The organism is Thalassospiraceae bacterium LMO-SO8 (assembly GCA_031655335.1).
GTDB lineage: Bacteria > Pseudomonadota > Alphaproteobacteria > Rhodospirillales > Casp-alpha2 > UBA1479.
In genome coordinates, this window is record CP134226.1 from 3,627,122 (window position 1) to 3,642,205 (window position 15,084).

The 15,084-nt window shown below is 63.7% G+C and carries 14 protein-coding genes; 7 read left to right on the top strand and 7 right to left on the bottom strand.

Annotation, left to right across the window (positions count from 1 at the left end; genetic code table 11):
* Positions 1 to 3: 3 nt before the first annotated feature.
* The 5 genes from RJ527_17555 to RJ527_17575 are packed head-to-tail and all read left to right on the top strand — an operon-like array spanning position 4 to position 5,524.
* On the top strand, positions 4 to 435 hold the full coding sequence (locus tag RJ527_17555; protein ID WND75819.1) for a cation:proton antiporter subunit C: 432 nt from the start codon (positions 4 to 6) through the stop codon (positions 433 to 435).
* Positions 432 to 1,970: a monovalent cation/H+ antiporter subunit D family protein gene (locus RJ527_17560; protein WND75820.1), complete on the top strand. Its 1,539-nt coding sequence runs from the start codon at positions 432 to 434 to the stop codon at positions 1,968 to 1,970. The genes RJ527_17555 and RJ527_17560 overlap by 4 nt, the downstream gene beginning before the upstream one ends.
* A complete protein-coding gene (locus RJ527_17565) occupies positions 1,967 to 3,553 on the top strand; it encodes a proton-conducting transporter membrane subunit (protein WND75821.1) in 1,587 nt (528 codons plus the stop codon). The genes RJ527_17560 and RJ527_17565 overlap by 4 nt, the downstream gene beginning before the upstream one ends.
* On the top strand, positions 3,550 to 3,825 hold the full coding sequence (locus tag RJ527_17570) for a hypothetical protein (GenBank protein WND75822.1): 276 nt from the start codon (positions 3,550 to 3,552) through the stop codon (positions 3,823 to 3,825). The genes RJ527_17565 and RJ527_17570 overlap by 4 nt, the downstream gene beginning before the upstream one ends.
* Positions 3,809 to 5,524, top strand: coding sequence for a Na(+)/H(+) antiporter subunit D (locus RJ527_17575; GenBank protein ID WND75823.1), 1,716 nt, complete (start codon positions 3,809 to 3,811; stop codon positions 5,522 to 5,524). Before RJ527_17570 ends, RJ527_17575 begins: the two co-directional genes overlap by 17 nt.
* An 18-nt stretch (positions 5,525 to 5,542) precedes the next feature.
* On the opposite strand, the gene RJ527_17580 is transcribed toward RJ527_17575, so the two are convergent.
* Genes RJ527_17580 through RJ527_17590 form a run of 3 tightly spaced genes read right to left on the bottom strand, consistent with a single transcriptional unit; the run spans position 5,543 to position 8,730 of the window.
* Positions 5,543 to 6,346, bottom strand: coding sequence for a transglutaminase family protein (locus RJ527_17580; protein WND75824.1), 804 nt, complete (start codon positions 6,344 to 6,346; stop codon positions 5,543 to 5,545).
* Between the two features lie 7 nt (positions 6,347 to 6,353).
* Positions 6,354 to 7,298, bottom strand: coding sequence for an alpha-E domain-containing protein (locus RJ527_17585; protein WND75825.1), 945 nt, complete (start codon positions 7,296 to 7,298; stop codon positions 6,354 to 6,356).
* Positions 7,299 to 7,314: 16 nt separating this feature from the next.
* Complete coding sequence (locus tag RJ527_17590) at positions 7,315 to 8,730, bottom strand: circularly permuted type 2 ATP-grasp protein (GenBank protein ID WND78083.1); 1,416 nt, start codon at positions 8,728 to 8,730, stop codon at positions 7,315 to 7,317.
* 173 nt (positions 8,731 to 8,903) lie between these two features.
* Between RJ527_17590 and RJ527_17595 the strand changes: the two genes are divergently transcribed.
* Together RJ527_17595 and RJ527_17600 are read left to right on the top strand one after the other, a co-directional pair.
* Positions 8,904 to 9,323 (top strand): hypothetical protein, encoded by a 420-nt coding sequence (locus RJ527_17595; protein ID WND75826.1) that lies wholly within the window; start codon positions 8,904 to 8,906, stop codon positions 9,321 to 9,323.
* A gap of 43 nt (positions 9,324 to 9,366) precedes the next feature.
* On the top strand, positions 9,367 to 11,079 hold the full coding sequence (locus RJ527_17600) for an IlvD/Edd family dehydratase (GenBank protein WND75827.1): 1,713 nt from the start codon (positions 9,367 to 9,369) through the stop codon (positions 11,077 to 11,079).
* A 223-nt stretch (positions 11,080 to 11,302) separates the two neighbouring features.
* On the opposite strand, the gene RJ527_17605 is transcribed toward RJ527_17600, so the two are convergent.
* Genes RJ527_17605 through RJ527_17620 form a run of 4 tightly spaced genes read right to left on the bottom strand, consistent with a single transcriptional unit; the run spans position 11,303 to position 14,933 of the window.
* Complete coding sequence (locus RJ527_17605) at positions 11,303 to 12,211, bottom strand: ATP-binding cassette domain-containing protein (protein WND75828.1); 909 nt, start codon at positions 12,209 to 12,211, stop codon at positions 11,303 to 11,305.
* 2 nt (positions 12,212 to 12,213) lie between these two features.
* The gene (locus tag RJ527_17610) at positions 12,214 to 12,963 is read right to left on the bottom strand and encodes an ABC transporter ATP-binding protein (protein ID WND75829.1); all 750 of its coding nucleotides are present in this window, start codon (positions 12,961 to 12,963) and stop codon (positions 12,214 to 12,216) included.
* The gene (locus RJ527_17615; GenBank protein WND75830.1) at positions 12,960 to 13,991 is read right to left on the bottom strand and encodes a branched-chain amino acid ABC transporter permease; all 1,032 of its coding nucleotides are present in this window, start codon (positions 13,989 to 13,991) and stop codon (positions 12,960 to 12,962) included. The genes RJ527_17610 and RJ527_17615 overlap by 4 nt, the downstream gene beginning before the upstream one ends.
* 39 nt (positions 13,992 to 14,030) lie before the next feature.
* Positions 14,031 to 14,933 carry a branched-chain amino acid ABC transporter permease gene (locus tag RJ527_17620; protein WND75831.1) on the bottom strand — a complete coding sequence of 301 codons (903 nt, stop codon included), beginning with the start codon at positions 14,931 to 14,933 and terminating at the stop codon, positions 14,031 to 14,033.
* Between the last annotated feature and the right edge of the window lie 151 nt (positions 14,934 to 15,084).

The following is a 15,084-nucleotide window of genomic DNA, read 5'->3' on the forward strand; positions in this document are numbered from 1 at the left end:
GCCATGCAGGGGATCGTCGACATCTTCAAGCCGCTGTACGACCTGTGGCTTTCCTTCGAAGCCTTCATGGTCGGCCCGGCGTCGCCCGGACTGCTCGGCTATTGGATCGTCATCGCGCTGATGATGACCGGGTTCTACATCGTCATCGCCCATGACAACCTAGTGAAGAAGATCGTCGGCCTGAACGTGTTTCAGGTCTCGGTCTTTCTGTTCTACATCCTGATGGCCAAGGTCACGGGCGGCACGGCGCCGATCCTGGCCGAAGGCATCAAACTATATTCCAACCCCCTGCCCCATGTCCTGATCCTGACCGCGATCGTGGTCGGCGTGGCGACCACCGCCCTCGGCCTCGCCCTGGTCGTGCGCATCCGCAACGCCTACGACACCATCGAGGATGACGAGATTCTGGCCGTGGAAGAGGAGGAGGACAGGTGACCGCCTTCTACGCCTATTTCCTGTCGCTGCCCTTTGCCGCCGCGATCGAACCGCACCTGCCCATCTTGCAGGTCGTCGTGCCGCTTCTGTGCGCGCCGGTCTGCGTGCTGCTGCGCGACGCCAAGCTGAGCTGGCTGTGGGCGACGATCGTCACCTGGGTCGCCTTCTTCATCGCCCTGGTCCTGCTGGGCAAGGTGCTGGCCAGCGGCCTGATCATCTATGAACTCGGCAGTTGGCCGGCGCCCTGGGGCATCGAATACCGCATCGATGCGGCCAACGCCCTGGTCCTGGTCATCGTCACGGCGATCGCCGCCGTCACCCTGCCCTACGCCAAGGCAAGCGTGGAGAAAGAGGTCGCCCGGCCGCGCATCTACCTGTTCTACCTGATGTACATGCTGTGCATGACGGGCCTGCTCGGCATCACGACCACGGCGGACGCCTTCAACCTGTTCGTGTTCCTGGAAATCTCGTCCCTGTCGAGCTACGTGCTGATCAGCCTGGGCCGCAACCGCCGCGCCCTGACGGCATCCTACCGCTATCTGATCATGGGCACCCTGGGGGCGACCTTCTACATCATCGGCGTCGGCATGATGTACATGATGACGGGTTCGCTCAACATGGCCGATCTGGCGACGCTGCTGCCGGCCGTGGACCACACGCGCACGGTGCTCGCCGCCTTCGCCTTCGTGGTGGTCGGCCTGGGGCTGAAGCTCGCGATGTTCCCGCTGCACACCTGGCTGCCCAACGCCTATGCCTTCGCCCCCTCGGCGGTCACCGTGTTCCTCGCCTCGACGGCGACCAAGGTCGCGATCTATGCCTTGCTGCGCCTCGTCTTCACCGTGTTCGGCGGCACCGACCTGTTCATCGGCACGGACATCAGGCTGATGCTGATCGTCGTCGCCCTGGTCGGCATGTTCGCGGGTGCCTTCGTCGCGATCTTCCAGACCGACGTGAAACGCATGCTGGCCTATTCCAGCGTGTCGCAGGTCGGCTACATGGTGCTGGGCATCGGCATGGCCACCGCGGCGGGCCTGACCGGGGGCATCGTCCATCTGTTCAACCATGCCGTCATGAAGGGCGCCGCCTTCATGGCCGTGGGCGCCATGTTCTACGTCGTCGGGTCGGTCAAGCTCGACGACCTTGCCGGCATCGGCAAACGCATGCCGGTAACCACCGCGGTGTTCCTGGTCGCCGGCCTGTCGTTGATCGGCACGCCGCTGACGGTCGGCTTCATTTCCAAATGGCAGTTAGTGCAGGCTTCCCTCGCCCTCGGCTGGTGGTATGTCGCGGCGGGCATCCTGCTGTCGTCGCTGCTTGCCATCGTCTACGTCTGGCGGGTGGTCGAAGTCGCTTATCTCAAGGCCCCGCCCGAAGGCGCCGTCCGGCGCAGTGAGGCGCCGCTGTCCATGATGGTGCCGATGATCGTGCTGGCCGCCGCCACCATCTGGTTCGGCATCGACGGCGACACCACCCTGCGCATCGCCGGTGAGGCGGCCAACGCCCTCATGGGTCCCGCCAGTGGAGGCAAGCCATGACCGGACTTCTTGCCGGCTGGGCGCCGGGCGACGCCCTGATCCTGGCCCTCGTCATTCCGGTCATCGGGGCCTTTCTGGTGTTGGCCCTTGGCCGTTGGGAAAACGCCCGCGACGGCGCCAGCCTGCTGACCGCCGCCTGCCTGTTCTACGTGGTTGCCCAATTCTACCCCATCGTCGCGGCCGGCGGCCGGCCCGACATCGTGCTGTTCGACATGGTGCCGGGGCTGTCGATCCGCCTGACGCTGGAACCGCTCGGCATGATCTTCGCGGGCATCGCCAGCTTCCTGTGGATCATCACGACGCTGTACGCCATCGGCTACATGCGCGGCCATCACGAGGAAAACCAGACCCGGTTCTTCTTCTTCTTCGCCATCGCCATCGCCTCGGCCATCGGCGTCGCCCTGGCCGGCAACATGCTGACCTTGTTCGTGTTCTACGAAGTACTGTCGATCTCCACCTTCCCACTGGTTGCCCATCACGGGACCGAGGAAGCCAAGCGCTCGGGCCGGATCTATCTCGGCATCCTGCTGTCGACCTCCATCGGCTTCCTGTTGTTCGGCATGATCTGGACCTGGCAGGTCGCCGGGACCCTGGATTTCGTCCGGGGCGGCGTGTTCAACGCCGAACAGGCCCAGGGCCCGATGATCGCGGTGTTGCTGGCGCTCTACGCCTTCGGCATCGGCAAGGCGGCGCTCATGCCGTTCCACCGCTGGCTGCCGGCGGCCATGGTCGCGCCGACCCCGGTCTCGGCCCTGCTGCACGCGGTCGCGGTCGTCAAGGCGGGCGTGTTCTCCGTGGTCAAGGTCATCGTCTACATCTTCGGGATCGACATCCTGAACGCCGCACCCGGCACGGATTTCCTCATCTACGTCGCGGGCTTCACCATCATCGCCGCCTCCGTCGTGGCGCTGCGCCAGGACAACCTGAAACGGCGGCTGGCCTATTCCACGGTCAGCCAGTTGTCCTACGTGGTGATCGCGGCGGCGATCCTGACCCCGATCTCGGTGGCCGGCGCCGCGATCCATATTGCGGCCCATGCGTTCGGCAAAATCACCCTGTTCTTCGCCGCCGGCGCGATCATGGTCACGTCGAACAAGACGGAGGTCAGCCAGCTCAACGGGATCGGCCGGCGCATGCCGCTGACCATGACCGCCTTCGCCCTTGGCGCGCTCAGCATGATCGGGCTGCCGCCGACGGCGGGTTTCGTATCCAAGTGGTTCATCCTGCAAGGCGCCGCCCAGGCGGAGCAATGGACCGCGATCGCGATCATCGTCGCATCGACCCTGCTCAACATGGGCTACTTCATTCCCATCGTGTATGCCGCCTTCATGAAGCCGGAAGACCGTCCCGAGGGTGAAGCCGCCGCCGGGCACGGCAAGAACGCCGACAAGGCGGCCGCCGACGGGCATGACGGTCACGACGACCACGGTCACGATCATCACGCCATCAAGTACGACCACGGCGAAGCCGCCTTCCCCATGGCCTGCGCCATGGCGGTCACCGCGGGCATGACCTTCATTCTGTTCCTGAAACCGGACCTGGCCGTCGGCCTGGCCCAGCAGCTGACGGGGATCGCGCCATGAGCGACACCAGCCCGCGCCCCGAGGGTGGCGAAAAGCACTGGCTGGTCCGCCCCCGGACCATCCGCAATCTGTGGATCGGCGGCATTATCCTGCTGATCGCCGTGACCATGCTTGATCTTATCGTGCACAAGCACGTGTACTTCGGGATCGAGGGCGGCTTCGGTTTCTATTCCTGGTACGGCCTGCTCACCTGCGCGGCCATGGTCGTGATCGCCAAGCTTCTCGGCCTGTTCCTGAAACGGGAGGATACGTATTATGACGATGCCGATTGAGTGGCTCGCCCAGTATCCCTTCCCGCCGGCCCTGATCCTGATCCTGGGCGGTCTCCTGTTACCGCTGCTGCCCACCAGCTTCCGCCCCGCCGCCGTGCTCGGCCTGCCGCTCGCGACGCTGGTCGTGGGCCTCAGCATTCCCGATGGCGTGCTGCTCTATTATCCGTTCATCGGCTATGAACTTGAACTGGTCCAGGGTGATCGCCTGGGCCGGTTGTTCTCCACCATCTTCTCGATCATGGCTTTCGCGGGCGGGCTCTACGCCTTCCGCAATTCCAAGATGATGGAGTTGTCGGCCGCCTTCGTCTACGCGGGCGGTGCCGTCGGCGTCGCTTTCGCGGGCGACCTGATCACCATGTTCGTGTTCTGGGAAATCATGGCGATCGGCTCGACCCTGGTCATCTGGTCGGCCCGCACCAAGGCGTCGCAGGGTGCGGCCATGCGCTACCTCGCGGTTCACCTATTCGGCGGCGTGGTGCTGATGGCCGGCATCGTCGCCCATGTGGCCACCACGGGGTCGATCGAATTCGCCGCGATCAAGCTGGACGGCATCGGCGCCTGGCTGATGCTGATCGGCTTCCTGATCAACGCGGGCGCCCCGCCGTTTTCCAGCTGGATCCCCGACGCCTATCCGGAATCCAGCCCCTTCGGCATGGTGTTCCTGTCCGCCTTCACGACCAAGACCGCCGTGTTCGTGCTGATCCGCACCTTCGCGGGAGCCGAAGTCCTGATCTATGTCGGCGTCTACATGGCCTGTTACGGGATCATCTACGCGCTGCTTGAAAACGACATGCGCCGCATCCTCGCCTACTCCATCGTCAACCAGGTCGGGTTCATGATCTGCGGCATCGGCATCGGCACGGAAATGGCGCTGAACGGTGCGTCGGCCCATGCCTTCGCGCACATCATCTACAAGGCGCTGCTGATCATGTCGGCGGGGGCCGTCCTGCAACAGACGGGCAAGCGTAAATGCACGGACCTGGGCGGCCTGTTCCAAAGCATGCCGCTGACCTGCATCTGCGGCACCATCGGGGCGCTTGCCATTTCGTCCTTCCCTTGGACATCGGGCTTCGTGTCCAAATCCATGATCAACACCGCCGCCGCGACGGAGCATCTGGCCTTCGTGTGGTACATGCTGATGGCCGCCTCGGCCGGCGTGTTCCTGCACGCAGGCATCAAGTTCCCCTGGTTCGTGTTCTTCCAGAAGGATTCCGGCATGCGCCCGCCCGACCCGGCGTGGAACATGAAGGCGGCGATGATCTTCTTCGCCTTCCTGTGCATCGCGCTCGGCGTCTATCCGGACCCGCTTTATGCGCTCCTGCCCTACAAGGTCGAGTACGAGCCCTATACCTTCGCGCATGTCGCCGAGATGTTGCAGTTGCTCCTGTTCTCGGGCCTCGCGTTCTTCCTGCTGCTGCCGATGATGAAGCGCACGCTGACCATCTCGCTCGACTTCGATTGGTTCTACCGGGTCGCCGGGCCGTTCGTCGTCGGCCGTCTGGTGCAGGGATTGGCCGCCGTCGGCACCGCCGTCGAAGCGACACTGACCAAGATGGTGGTCGATACGATCACGGTCATCCGCCGTCACCATGGCCCCGAAGGGTTCATGGCCAAGACCCTGCATCTCAGTTCGATGGTGTTCTGGGTGGTGGCCGCACTGGCCTTCGTGCTGATCCTGGACTTCGCCCGGGGCGTCTGACCGCGACTGTTCGTCCGACTACTGCTCGTCGATGCGCAGATTGACGTCCATTTCCTCGAGCCCGCCGCCCGAGCGCAGCCCCCGGATCGGGCAGGCCGTGCCGTAATCGAGCCCGAGCGCCAGCCGGATATAGGCGTCCGTCGCGCATTGATCGTTGGCCGGATCGAAGCTGACCCAGCCCAACCCCTCAACCAGGGTTTCCGCCCAGGCGTGGCTCGCCAGATGGCTGTCATTGCCCTGCCCCGCCGCCAGGTATCCGGATACGTAGCGCGTGGGCAAGCCCAGGTGCCGGGCGGCGGCGATGAACAGATGCGCCTGATCCTGGCACACGCCCTTGCCGGCGGCCAGCGCCTCGGAAGCCTTGGTCTCCACCGTGGTCTGACCGGCCTGATATTCCACGGCCTCGGCCACCGCGGCCATCAATGCATGGCCCGCGGCAAGCGCCCCCTGCGATTCAAGAACCTTGGCGATCGGCTTGGCGAACTTGCGGATTCCGTCATCGGCATCCGTGTAGTCCGTCGGCGTGAGAAAGATATAAGGCGGCAGCCCGTCGTCCATGGGCAGGATGCCGTTGGTATCCGACGTCGTGATCTCGCCGCTGACGGTGACGCGCACCTCGTCGTGCTCCCCGTCAAAGGTCGCGACGTGGACATGGTTGTCGAAACCGTCGATCCATGGAGTCAGCCGCCCGCTCGCCGTGATCTCCCAGTGGCGGACCCGCTGGCACAGGTCGGCGCGCGGCGTCATCCGAATGTACTGAATCGAATGGGTCGCCGCTTCCGCGAACTTGAACTGGGTGACGTGCTTGACGGTCAGATGCATGACGCACTCATTGGATCATCAGGAAGTCTTTTTGGATTTGCAGGCTGAGGTCGTGCAGGCCGGCCCGGTAATCTTCCAGGAACCGCGCCATGCCCGTGCGGTAGACACGGTCGATGCGCGCCGACTGTAGGCGGTTGAGAAGGTCGCGCGATTGTTCGAAACACCGCGACCGCGGCCGCAGGCCTTCCAGAACTTCACAAATCTCCTCGACACAGGCCATGACCGAGCGCGGGATTTCCGCGTTCAGGGTCAGCAGTTCGACGACCCGGCGCGGGTCGATCTGGCTTTTGTAGATTTCCCGATAGGCCTTGTAGGCGTTGACCGAACGCAGCAACGTGCCCCACTGGTAGTAATCGAGGGTCGCCGTGTCCTCACGCGAAACGGGACCCGTCGGCTTGAAGGTATGGGCGCGGGCGGCGAGCAGGCGAATGGTGTTTTCCGCCCGTTCGATGAACACTCCCATGCGCCAGAATTCAAAGGCTTCGCCGCGCCGCATGGTGCCGTGGGCGACCCCGCGGAACAGGTGCGAACGCACCTTGATCCATTCCAGGAACTCGTGGTGCCCCATGTCCTGCATGTCGGCATAGGTGGTCTGGGCGATGTCCAGCCAAGTCGAATTGACGGTCTCCCACATGTCCGTGGTCAGGACGTGGCGCGTGGCGCGTACATTCTCGCGCGCCGACCACACGCAGGACCGGATGCTCGACGAATTATCGCGATCAAGAACCATGTAAGTCAGCACCGGGTCGGTCTTGAAGGAATCGTATTTCGCAAGGTAGGCGTTACGCTCGTCCTCGGACTGGAACAGCCCTTCCCACAGGCCCGCCTGTGCGCCCCGCCGCGCCGGCAGCAGGGACATGTGATACAGCCCGGTCAGAAGACGCGCGGTATTCTCCGAACGCTCCATGTAGCGCGCCATCCAGAACAGGTTGTCGGCGGTGCTCGATAACATCTCTGCGTCGCCCTCCCTATTCCTCTTCCTCGATGACGGCCGGCGCCTCAAGGACCCAGGTGTCCTTGGTGCCGCCGCCTTGCGAGGAGTTGACGACCAGCGATCCCGCCTTCAGCGCCACGCGGGTCAGCCCGCCCGGCACCACGCGGGTCTTCTCGCCCGACAGAACATAGGGGCGCAGATCCACATGGCGCGGCGCGATGCCTTCCTCGACCAGGGTCGGGCAGGTCGAGAGCGCCAGGGTCGGCTGCGCGATGTAGTTGTCCGGCTCCGCCTTCAGGCGCTGCTTGAAATCGTCGCACTGGGCCTTGGTCGCCTTGGGCCCGACCAGCATGCCGTAACCGCCGGATCCGTGGACTTCCTTGACCACCAGGTCGGCGATGTTGTCGAGCACGTACTTGAGGTCGTCCGGCTTGCGGCAGGAATAGGTCGGCACGTTTTGCAGCACCGGTTCCTCCCCCAGGTAGAAGCGGATCATGTCGGGCACGAAGCAGTACATGGCCTTGTCGTCAGCGACGCCGGTGCCCATGGCATTGCACACGGTCACGCGGCCGCTGCGCACCACGGACAGCATGCCGGGCACGCCGAGGGCCGAGTCCGGATTGAAGACCAGCGGGTCGATGAACCCATCATCGACCCGGCGGTAGATCACATCGACCCGCTTGGGCCCTTCGGTCGTGCGCATGAAGATGGAACCGGAATCGACGAACAGGTCCCGTCCCTCGACCAATTCGATGCCCATTTCCATGGCCAGGAACGCATGTTCGAAATAGGCGCTGTTGTACTGCCCCGGCGTCATCAGCACGACCGTGGGATCATCGACGCCCGGCGGCGCCACGGCCTGGAGAGATCGCAGCAGGTATTCGGCATAGCGGTCCACGGGCGCCACCACGGACTGCGCGAACAGGTCCGGGAACAGGCGCATCATGGTTTCGCGGTTTTCCAGCATGTAGGACACGCCCGACGGCGTGCGCACGTTGTCTTCCAGGACATAGAAGGTCTTGTCATCGACCCGCACCACGTCGACGCCGGACACATGGGCGTAGACCCGGCGCGGCAGGTCGAGCCCCAGCATCTGGGGCTGAAAGGCCTCGTTGGTCATCACCAGCTCGGCGGGAACGACCCCGGCCCGGATGATTTCCTGTTCGTGATAGATGTCGTGCAAGAAGGCGTTCAGCGCATCGACCCGCTGAATCGCGCCCCGTTCCAGGACGCTCCATTCCTCGTGGCTGATAATGCGCGGGATGACGTCGAATGGAATCAGGCGCTCGCCGCCTTCGTCCTCGCCATAAACGGTGAAAGTGATGCCCAGCCGGCGGAACAGCAAATCCGCCTGCGCGTGTTTCTGGCGAAGCCGTTCCAGGGACTGGTCGGTCAGCCAAGCCGAATAATCTCTATAGGCCGGACGGATATCTCCGTTCGCGGCATGCATTTCGTCGAAGATTTTGGGTTTCTCTCTATCGGACAAGTTCACCCCGGGGCCCCAGTTGCCCTTAAACCGTAGAGCATCATTTGGTGCGGCGCAACAGAACCGACGCCGATCCGTCACGTTTAACTGGTTGGCCCGCTAGGGTTTTCCGTGTAGAGGCGTCGGAGAGGTTCGCCATGTCCATTCGTCCGTCCTTCGCCGCTCTCGCGGTTTTCACGTTCGCCGTCGCCGCCGATGCGTCGGAGACGCCGGGACGCGCCCTGCCCCGGGCGGAAATGTTGGAAGAGGATTCCCACCCCCACGACGTCCAGCCCGGCCAGGAAGCCCGGTTTCATACCCTGCCGGTGGCACGGCCGTCCCGGATCGACGTCAAATGCTCGCTGACCGGGCCGGCAGCCCGGGCCGCCATCGTGACGTCCGGCATGGAATTGCAGGACTGGCCGCTGCCGGGCCGTGAATTCGACCTCAAGCCCGGGGCGACCCTGTGGCTCGACATCACCGCCGTGGTCCGGCCGGGAACCGCCGAGGCGCCTTATTTCGCATTCCGGAACCTGGACGCGTCGCGCCTGCTCTGGCACCAGTGCTATAACAATTAGAACAAACCAACCGACATCCATCCGACCTCCAAGGAAACTCCATATGTCCGATGACCAGACAGGCATGAAAAAAGGCCTGACCCGCTATGGCGACGACGCCTTCTCCCTGTTCCTGCGCAAGGCCTTCATCAAGGCCATGGGCTACACAGACGACGCCCTGAACCGCCCGATCATCGGCATCGCCGACACCTTTTCCGGCTACAACGCCTGCCACAAGACCGTGCCCGACCTGATCGAGGCCGTGAAGCGCGGCGTCATGCTGGCGGGTGGCCTGCCGGTGGAGTTCCCGACCATCTCGATCCACGAAAGCTTCGCCCATCCGACCTCCATGTTCCTGCGCAACCTGATGTCCATGGACACGGAGGAAATGATCCGCGCCCAACCCATGGACGCGGTGGTGCTGATCGGCGGCTGCGACAAGACGGTGCCGGCGCTGTTGATGGGCGCCGCCTCCGCCAATGTGCCGGCCATCGTCTGCGTCACCGGCCCCATGGGCACGGGATCGCACAAGGGCGAGCGCCTGGGGGCCTGCACCGACTGTCGGCGCATGTGGGGCAAGTTCCGCGCCGGCGAGATCGACGAGGCCGAGATCGAGGACATTTCGTCCAAGCTGGTGCCCACGGCGGGCACCTGCGGCGTCATGGGCACGGCGTCGACCATGGCGCTCATGACCGAAGCCATGGGCATGATGCTGCCCGGCGGGGCGGCGATCCCGGCGTTCGCCGCCGACCGTCTGCGCCATGCCGAGGAAACGGGCACCCGCGCCGTCGCCCTGGCCAAGGAAAAAGTGACGCCGGACCGGATCATTACGCAAGCGTCCCTGAACAACGCCATGAAGACGCTGTTGGCCATCGGCGGGTCGACCAACGGCATCGTCCACATGGCGGCCGTTGCCGGGCGCCTCGGCCTCAGCGTCGATCTGGACGCCTTCGATACGATGGGCCGCGACGTGCCCATGCTGGTCGACCTGAAACCCAACGGCAGCTACTACATGGAAGACCTGTGGAAGGCCGGCGGCCTGACCACCATCCTGCGCGAGATCGAGGACCTGTTGGACCTGGACTGCCTGACCGTGTCGGGCAAGACGCTCGGCGAGAACCTGGCCGCCATGGCGCCGGGTTGGCAACAAGACGTCGTCCGCCCGCGGAGCAATCCCCTGTTCTCCAAGGGCAGCATGGCCGTGCTGCGCGGCAATCTGGCGCCGAACGGTGCGGTGTTGAAACAGTCGGCGGCGGACCAGGGCCTTTTGGTCCATGAGGGCCGCGCCGTGGTGTTCGAAAACCTGGAAGACCTGGCCGAACGCATCGACAGCGCCGACCTGGACGTGACGGCCGACGACGTGCTGGTGCTGCGCAACATCGGACCCAAGGGGGCGCCGGGCATGCCCGAGGCCGGATACATTCCGATCCCGAAGAAACTGGCGAGTCAGGGCGTGAAGGACATGGTGCGCATTTCCGACGGTCGCATGTCCGGCACCGCCTTCGGAACGATCATCCTGCACGTCTCGCCCGAAGCCGCCGACGGCGGTCCCCTCGCCCTGGTGAAGACGGGCGACCGCATCCGGCTCGACACGCCGAACCGTAGCCTTACTCTACTAGTAGACGACACCGAAATGACCGCCCGGCGCGCGGGCTGGACCCCGCCCCCGGCGCACAAGGGATCTGGCCGCGGCTATCTGAAACTCTACCTGGATACGGTCACCCAGGCCGAGGACGGCGCCGATTTCGGGTTCTTGAAGGCCGTCGACGGCGCCTGACCGCCCCGCCATCTGCATTCGCAGTTAAACGCAACCGCGCCGGCAGCCACCCCGCCGGCGCGGTTTTTTATTTAAGCATTATCAATGAGATGGAGGGCGCTTCTCGCACGACGCCTTGGCCGCCGGGCGGCCTCCGACGTTGAAAACCGGCCCCTGCGGGCAGGCATTCCCCGCCCAAACGGCGCAGCGATTCCAGAAGCGTAACGGCAAGGGCCCGGGGCGCTTACCCCCCCAGGAACAGCCGGCCCACGTCCTCGTTCTCCAGGAGCGCGTCGCCGGTGCCCGCGATGGCCAGTTCGCCCGACACCAGGACATAGCCGATATCGGCGAATTCCAGGCCCTTCTTGGCGTTCTGTTCGACCATGATGATGGTCTTGCCCTCGGTATGCTGAAGGTCGTCCAGGATGTCGAACACCATGTCGATGAACCGGGGCTCGAGCCCGATGGACGGCTCGTCCACCAGCAGAACGTCCGGGTCCATGACCAGGGCGCGGGAGATTTCCAGCAGGCGCCGTTCACCGCCCGACAGCACCTTGGCCAGATGCTTGCGGCGCTGGGCCAGGCGGTCGTACTTGGCGAACACCTTTTCCGCCGCCTCCTTGGCCTGGGCCGTGGTTTCCATGAGGAAGCCGCCCATCCACAGGTTCTCTTCCACGGTCATGTCGGGGAAGATGGACTTGTCTTGCAGGATATAGGCGATGCCGGCCTGCTTCAGCTTCTGGTTGGCGGTCATATGGGCGACGTCCTGGGCCTGCGCGCCCTCGCCCACCAGGATGTTGCCGCCCATCACCGTGTTGAGGCCGTAGATGGCGTGCAGCACCGTTGACTTGCCGGCCCCGTTGGGCCCGATCAGGCAGAGCGACTGGCCCTTGGCGACTTGCAGGTTGAGGCCGTGGATGATCTCCATCTTGCCGTAGCCGCAGCGCAGATCCTTCAGATTGACGAAGGGGGTGTTGTTGGCCAGGGACGCGACCTGTTCCAGCGGCACCTCGACGGCCATGGCCTTGGCCTGGCGGTTGACGTCCTCGACGGAAATGACCGCGTCGACGGTGCCCATGTGATAACCGGTGGAGCGTCGGTTCGCGGCGGCCCCCGCGGATTCGTCTTCTTGTGCCTTGTTTTCGTCGGCCATGTTCAATGTGCTCCCAGATAGGCGTCGATGACGCGCTGGTCGTTCTGGACCTCGTCCGGCGTGCCATGGGCGAGAAGCTCGCCATGGGCCAGACAATAGATCGACTGGGCCATGTTCATGATCACGCGCATGTTGTGCTCGATGACGAACAGGGTGATGCCCAACTCCTCGTTGGCGCGGCGGAGCCGGTCGATCAGCCCATTGATGAGCGTCGGGTTGATGCCCGCCGTGGGTTCGTCCAACAACAGCACTTCGGGCCGGTTCATCAGCGCCATGGCGAATTCAAGCAGCTTCTGCTGCCCGAACGAAAGGTCGCCCGAGATCAGCCGCCGTTTTTCGTACAGCCCGACGAAGTCGAGCAGACGGTCGACCTCTTCCATGGTTTCCTTGTCGCCGCGGTTCTTGAACATGTCCGCGAAGCCCAGCTTACGGTGCGGGATCGAGATCAGCATGTTGTCGATGCAGTTCATGTTCGAGTAGATGCGCGTCTGCTGGAAGGTGCGCAGCAATCCCAAGCGCGCGATCTGCGGCACCCGGTAGGTGGAGATTTCCTCGCCCTTGAACTTGATCGACCCCTCGTCGATGGGATGATAGCCGACGATGGAGTTGAACAACGTCGTCTTGCCCGACCCGTTCGGTCCGATCAGGCCGGTGATGCCGCCGGCGGGCACCTTCAGCGAGATGTTGTGATTGGCGACCACGCCCCCGTAGGACTTCGATACGCCCGAGATTTCAATGACGGTATCGGTCATTTTGCCGTCTCCTTCTTGTCGACGATGATGCCGAACCGTTCCGGGAACTTTTCCATCAGCCAGCCCATGATGCCCTGCTGGAAGAACACCACGTTGACGATGATCAGCACGCCGAGCGCCACCCATTGCCAGCCGAGGAAATAGGTCCAGGTGAGCTCCTTCAGGACGTGGAACAGGGCGGCACCGAGGATCGGCCCCCACAGGGTCCCCTTGCCGCCGAGCAACGACATGGCGACCATGAAGATGCCGAAGGTGGCGACCGGAAATGCCACTTCCAGGGGCTCGACAAAGCCCGTCATGTTACCGAACAGGGCGCCGGAAATTCCCAGGAAGAACGCCGATACCGACCACGCGATGGTCTTGTAGCGCAGGGTGTGGATACCCATGGCCTCGGCCTTCTGTTCATCGTCGCGGATGGCGTTGATGGCCAGGCCGAACCGGGTCGAATAAAGCCAGCTGCAAAACAGGTAGGTTCCGATCGCGGCGAAAAAGCACATGAAATAGAACATGAACGACTTGCCGTCGGCGCTGCCCGGGTAGACGGGCATGGCCAAGCCGCCGCCGGCGCCGACCCATTCCCAGGTCCCCATCAGTTCACCGGCCGTCAGCGCGATGCCGAGCGTGCCGATGGCGAAATAAGGCCCGCGCAGACCGAACAGGGTCCAGCCGAGGGACGCCGCAAGCAAGGCCGAGCCGACGGCCGCCGCCAGGATTCCCCATCCCAGGCCCCAGAAGTACTCGGAACTCGTATAGGTGAAATCGACCGCGCCCGAGGACGCCGTGTATTCGGACACATTGGCGAACATGCTGATCTGGACCAAGGCCGAAATATACATGCCCGAGCCGAAGAACAGGATGTTGCCGAGCGAGTTGTAGCCCATCTGGCCGCCCATGATGTCCCAGGTCAGGGCGAACAGGACCATGACCCAAAGGACGGCGATCTGAATGGTCACGCCGGGAATGACGAAGGGGGCCGCGATGCCGAAGATCAGGATCGGCAGATGCAGTTTCGGATTGAATGATTCCAAGGTTTTTGCTCCCGTTTTCGTTCTTCTTGGGCCGCGCGCCTATTGCACGACCTGGCGGTGGCGGCGCATTTCGAGCTGACGGTAGATCAGCACGGCGACCAGAAGGCCGACCACGCAGGCCTGCTGGTATTCGGCGCCAAGCACGAAGCCGCCGTACTGTTCCATGACGCCAAGTCCCAGCCCCGCCATGATGACGCCGCCCAGATTACCGAAACCGGCCGCCGTGACGATCACGAAGGACCGGATCGAATGGCCGATGCCGTAGAACGGCTGAATCACCCAGATCATCGAGATCAGGGCCCCCGCAGCACCACAGATCGCCGCGTTCAAGGAAAAGGTGAAGGCATAGACCTTGTCCGTGTCGATGCCCATGACCCGCGCGGCGCGGGCGTCCTGGGCCGTGGCGCGGATCGCCTGGCCCATGCGCGAATTCTTCATGAACAGCACCACGGCGACCGCCAGCACCCCGCAGAGCGCGAAGGCGACCAACTTGATATCGGCGACGGTGACGCTGTTGTCGAAATAGCTGCGGATGGCGAAATCGCTTTCCGCCGTCTGCACTTCGGGGCCGAACATCAGGTTCAACGCCTGGGCCAGAACGATGGCGAGGCCGAAGGTCGCAAGCAGCGAGGTGAACATGTCCTTGTCGATGACGCGTCGGATGATGGTGACATAGACCACCCAGCCGAACGTAAACATGACGACGATCGAGATCGGCAGGCCCCACAGGGGATGAATGCCCTGCTTGCCCAGCCACCAGGCGACGTAGCCGCCCATGATGACGAAGTCGCCCTGCGCCAGGTTCTTCACGTTCATGACGCCCCATACGAGGGCCAGGCCATAAGCCGCCAGCGCGAAGGTCGAGCCGATGAACAGCCCGTCGAGGATCAGCTGAATATTGAAGACCGGCGCCGCGGTCAAAATTGAAATGTTGTCCCACATGTCCCTGATCCATCCCTAGTTCAGTGGAGAAGCGATTGGTCGGTATATCCGAAAATATGAATGCTGGTATGCGCAGGAACCGACCGCCCCCGACCGATGCGGGCCGGGGGCGGGGTTCAAGCTTTGCCTGCGGTCACCCGTCAGGCCGGAA

Excerpts from the sequence above, each read along its gene's own strand:
- RJ527_17610 (WND75829.1), bottom strand. The coding sequence starts at position 12,963 with ATGACCGATACCGTCATTGAAATCTCGGGCGTATCGAAGTCCTACGGG.
- RJ527_17620 (WND75831.1), bottom strand. The coding sequence starts at position 14,933 with ATGTGGGACAACATTTCAATTTTGACCGCGGCGCCGGTCTTCAATATT.
- RJ527_17575 (WND75823.1), top strand. The coding sequence starts at position 3,809 with ATGACGATGCCGATTGAGTGGCTCGCCCAGTATCCCTTCCCGCCGGCC.
- RJ527_17585 (WND75825.1), bottom strand. The coding sequence starts at position 7,298 with ATGTTATCGAGCACCGCCGACAACCTGTTCTGGATGGCGCGCTACATG.
- RJ527_17570 (WND75822.1), top strand. The coding sequence starts at position 3,550 with ATGAGCGACACCAGCCCGCGCCCCGAGGGTGGCGAAAAGCACTGGCTG.
- RJ527_17605 (WND75828.1), bottom strand. The coding sequence starts at position 12,211 with ATGGCCGACGAAAACAAGGCACAAGAAGACGAATCCGCGGGGGCCGCC.
- RJ527_17580 (WND75824.1), bottom strand. The coding sequence starts at position 6,346 with ATGCATCTGACCGTCAAGCACGTCACCCAGTTCAAGTTCGCGGAAGCG.
- RJ527_17555 (WND75819.1), top strand. The coding sequence starts at position 4 with ATGCAGGGGATCGTCGACATCTTCAAGCCGCTGTACGACCTGTGGCTT.
- RJ527_17595 (WND75826.1), top strand. The coding sequence starts at position 8,904 with ATGTCCATTCGTCCGTCCTTCGCCGCTCTCGCGGTTTTCACGTTCGCC.
- RJ527_17600 (WND75827.1), top strand. The coding sequence starts at position 9,367 with ATGTCCGATGACCAGACAGGCATGAAAAAAGGCCTGACCCGCTATGGC.
- RJ527_17565 (WND75821.1), top strand. The coding sequence starts at position 1,967 with ATGACCGGACTTCTTGCCGGCTGGGCGCCGGGCGACGCCCTGATCCTG.
- RJ527_17590 (WND78083.1), bottom strand. The coding sequence starts at position 8,730 with ATGCATGCCGCGAACGGAGATATCCGTCCGGCCTATAGAGATTATTCG.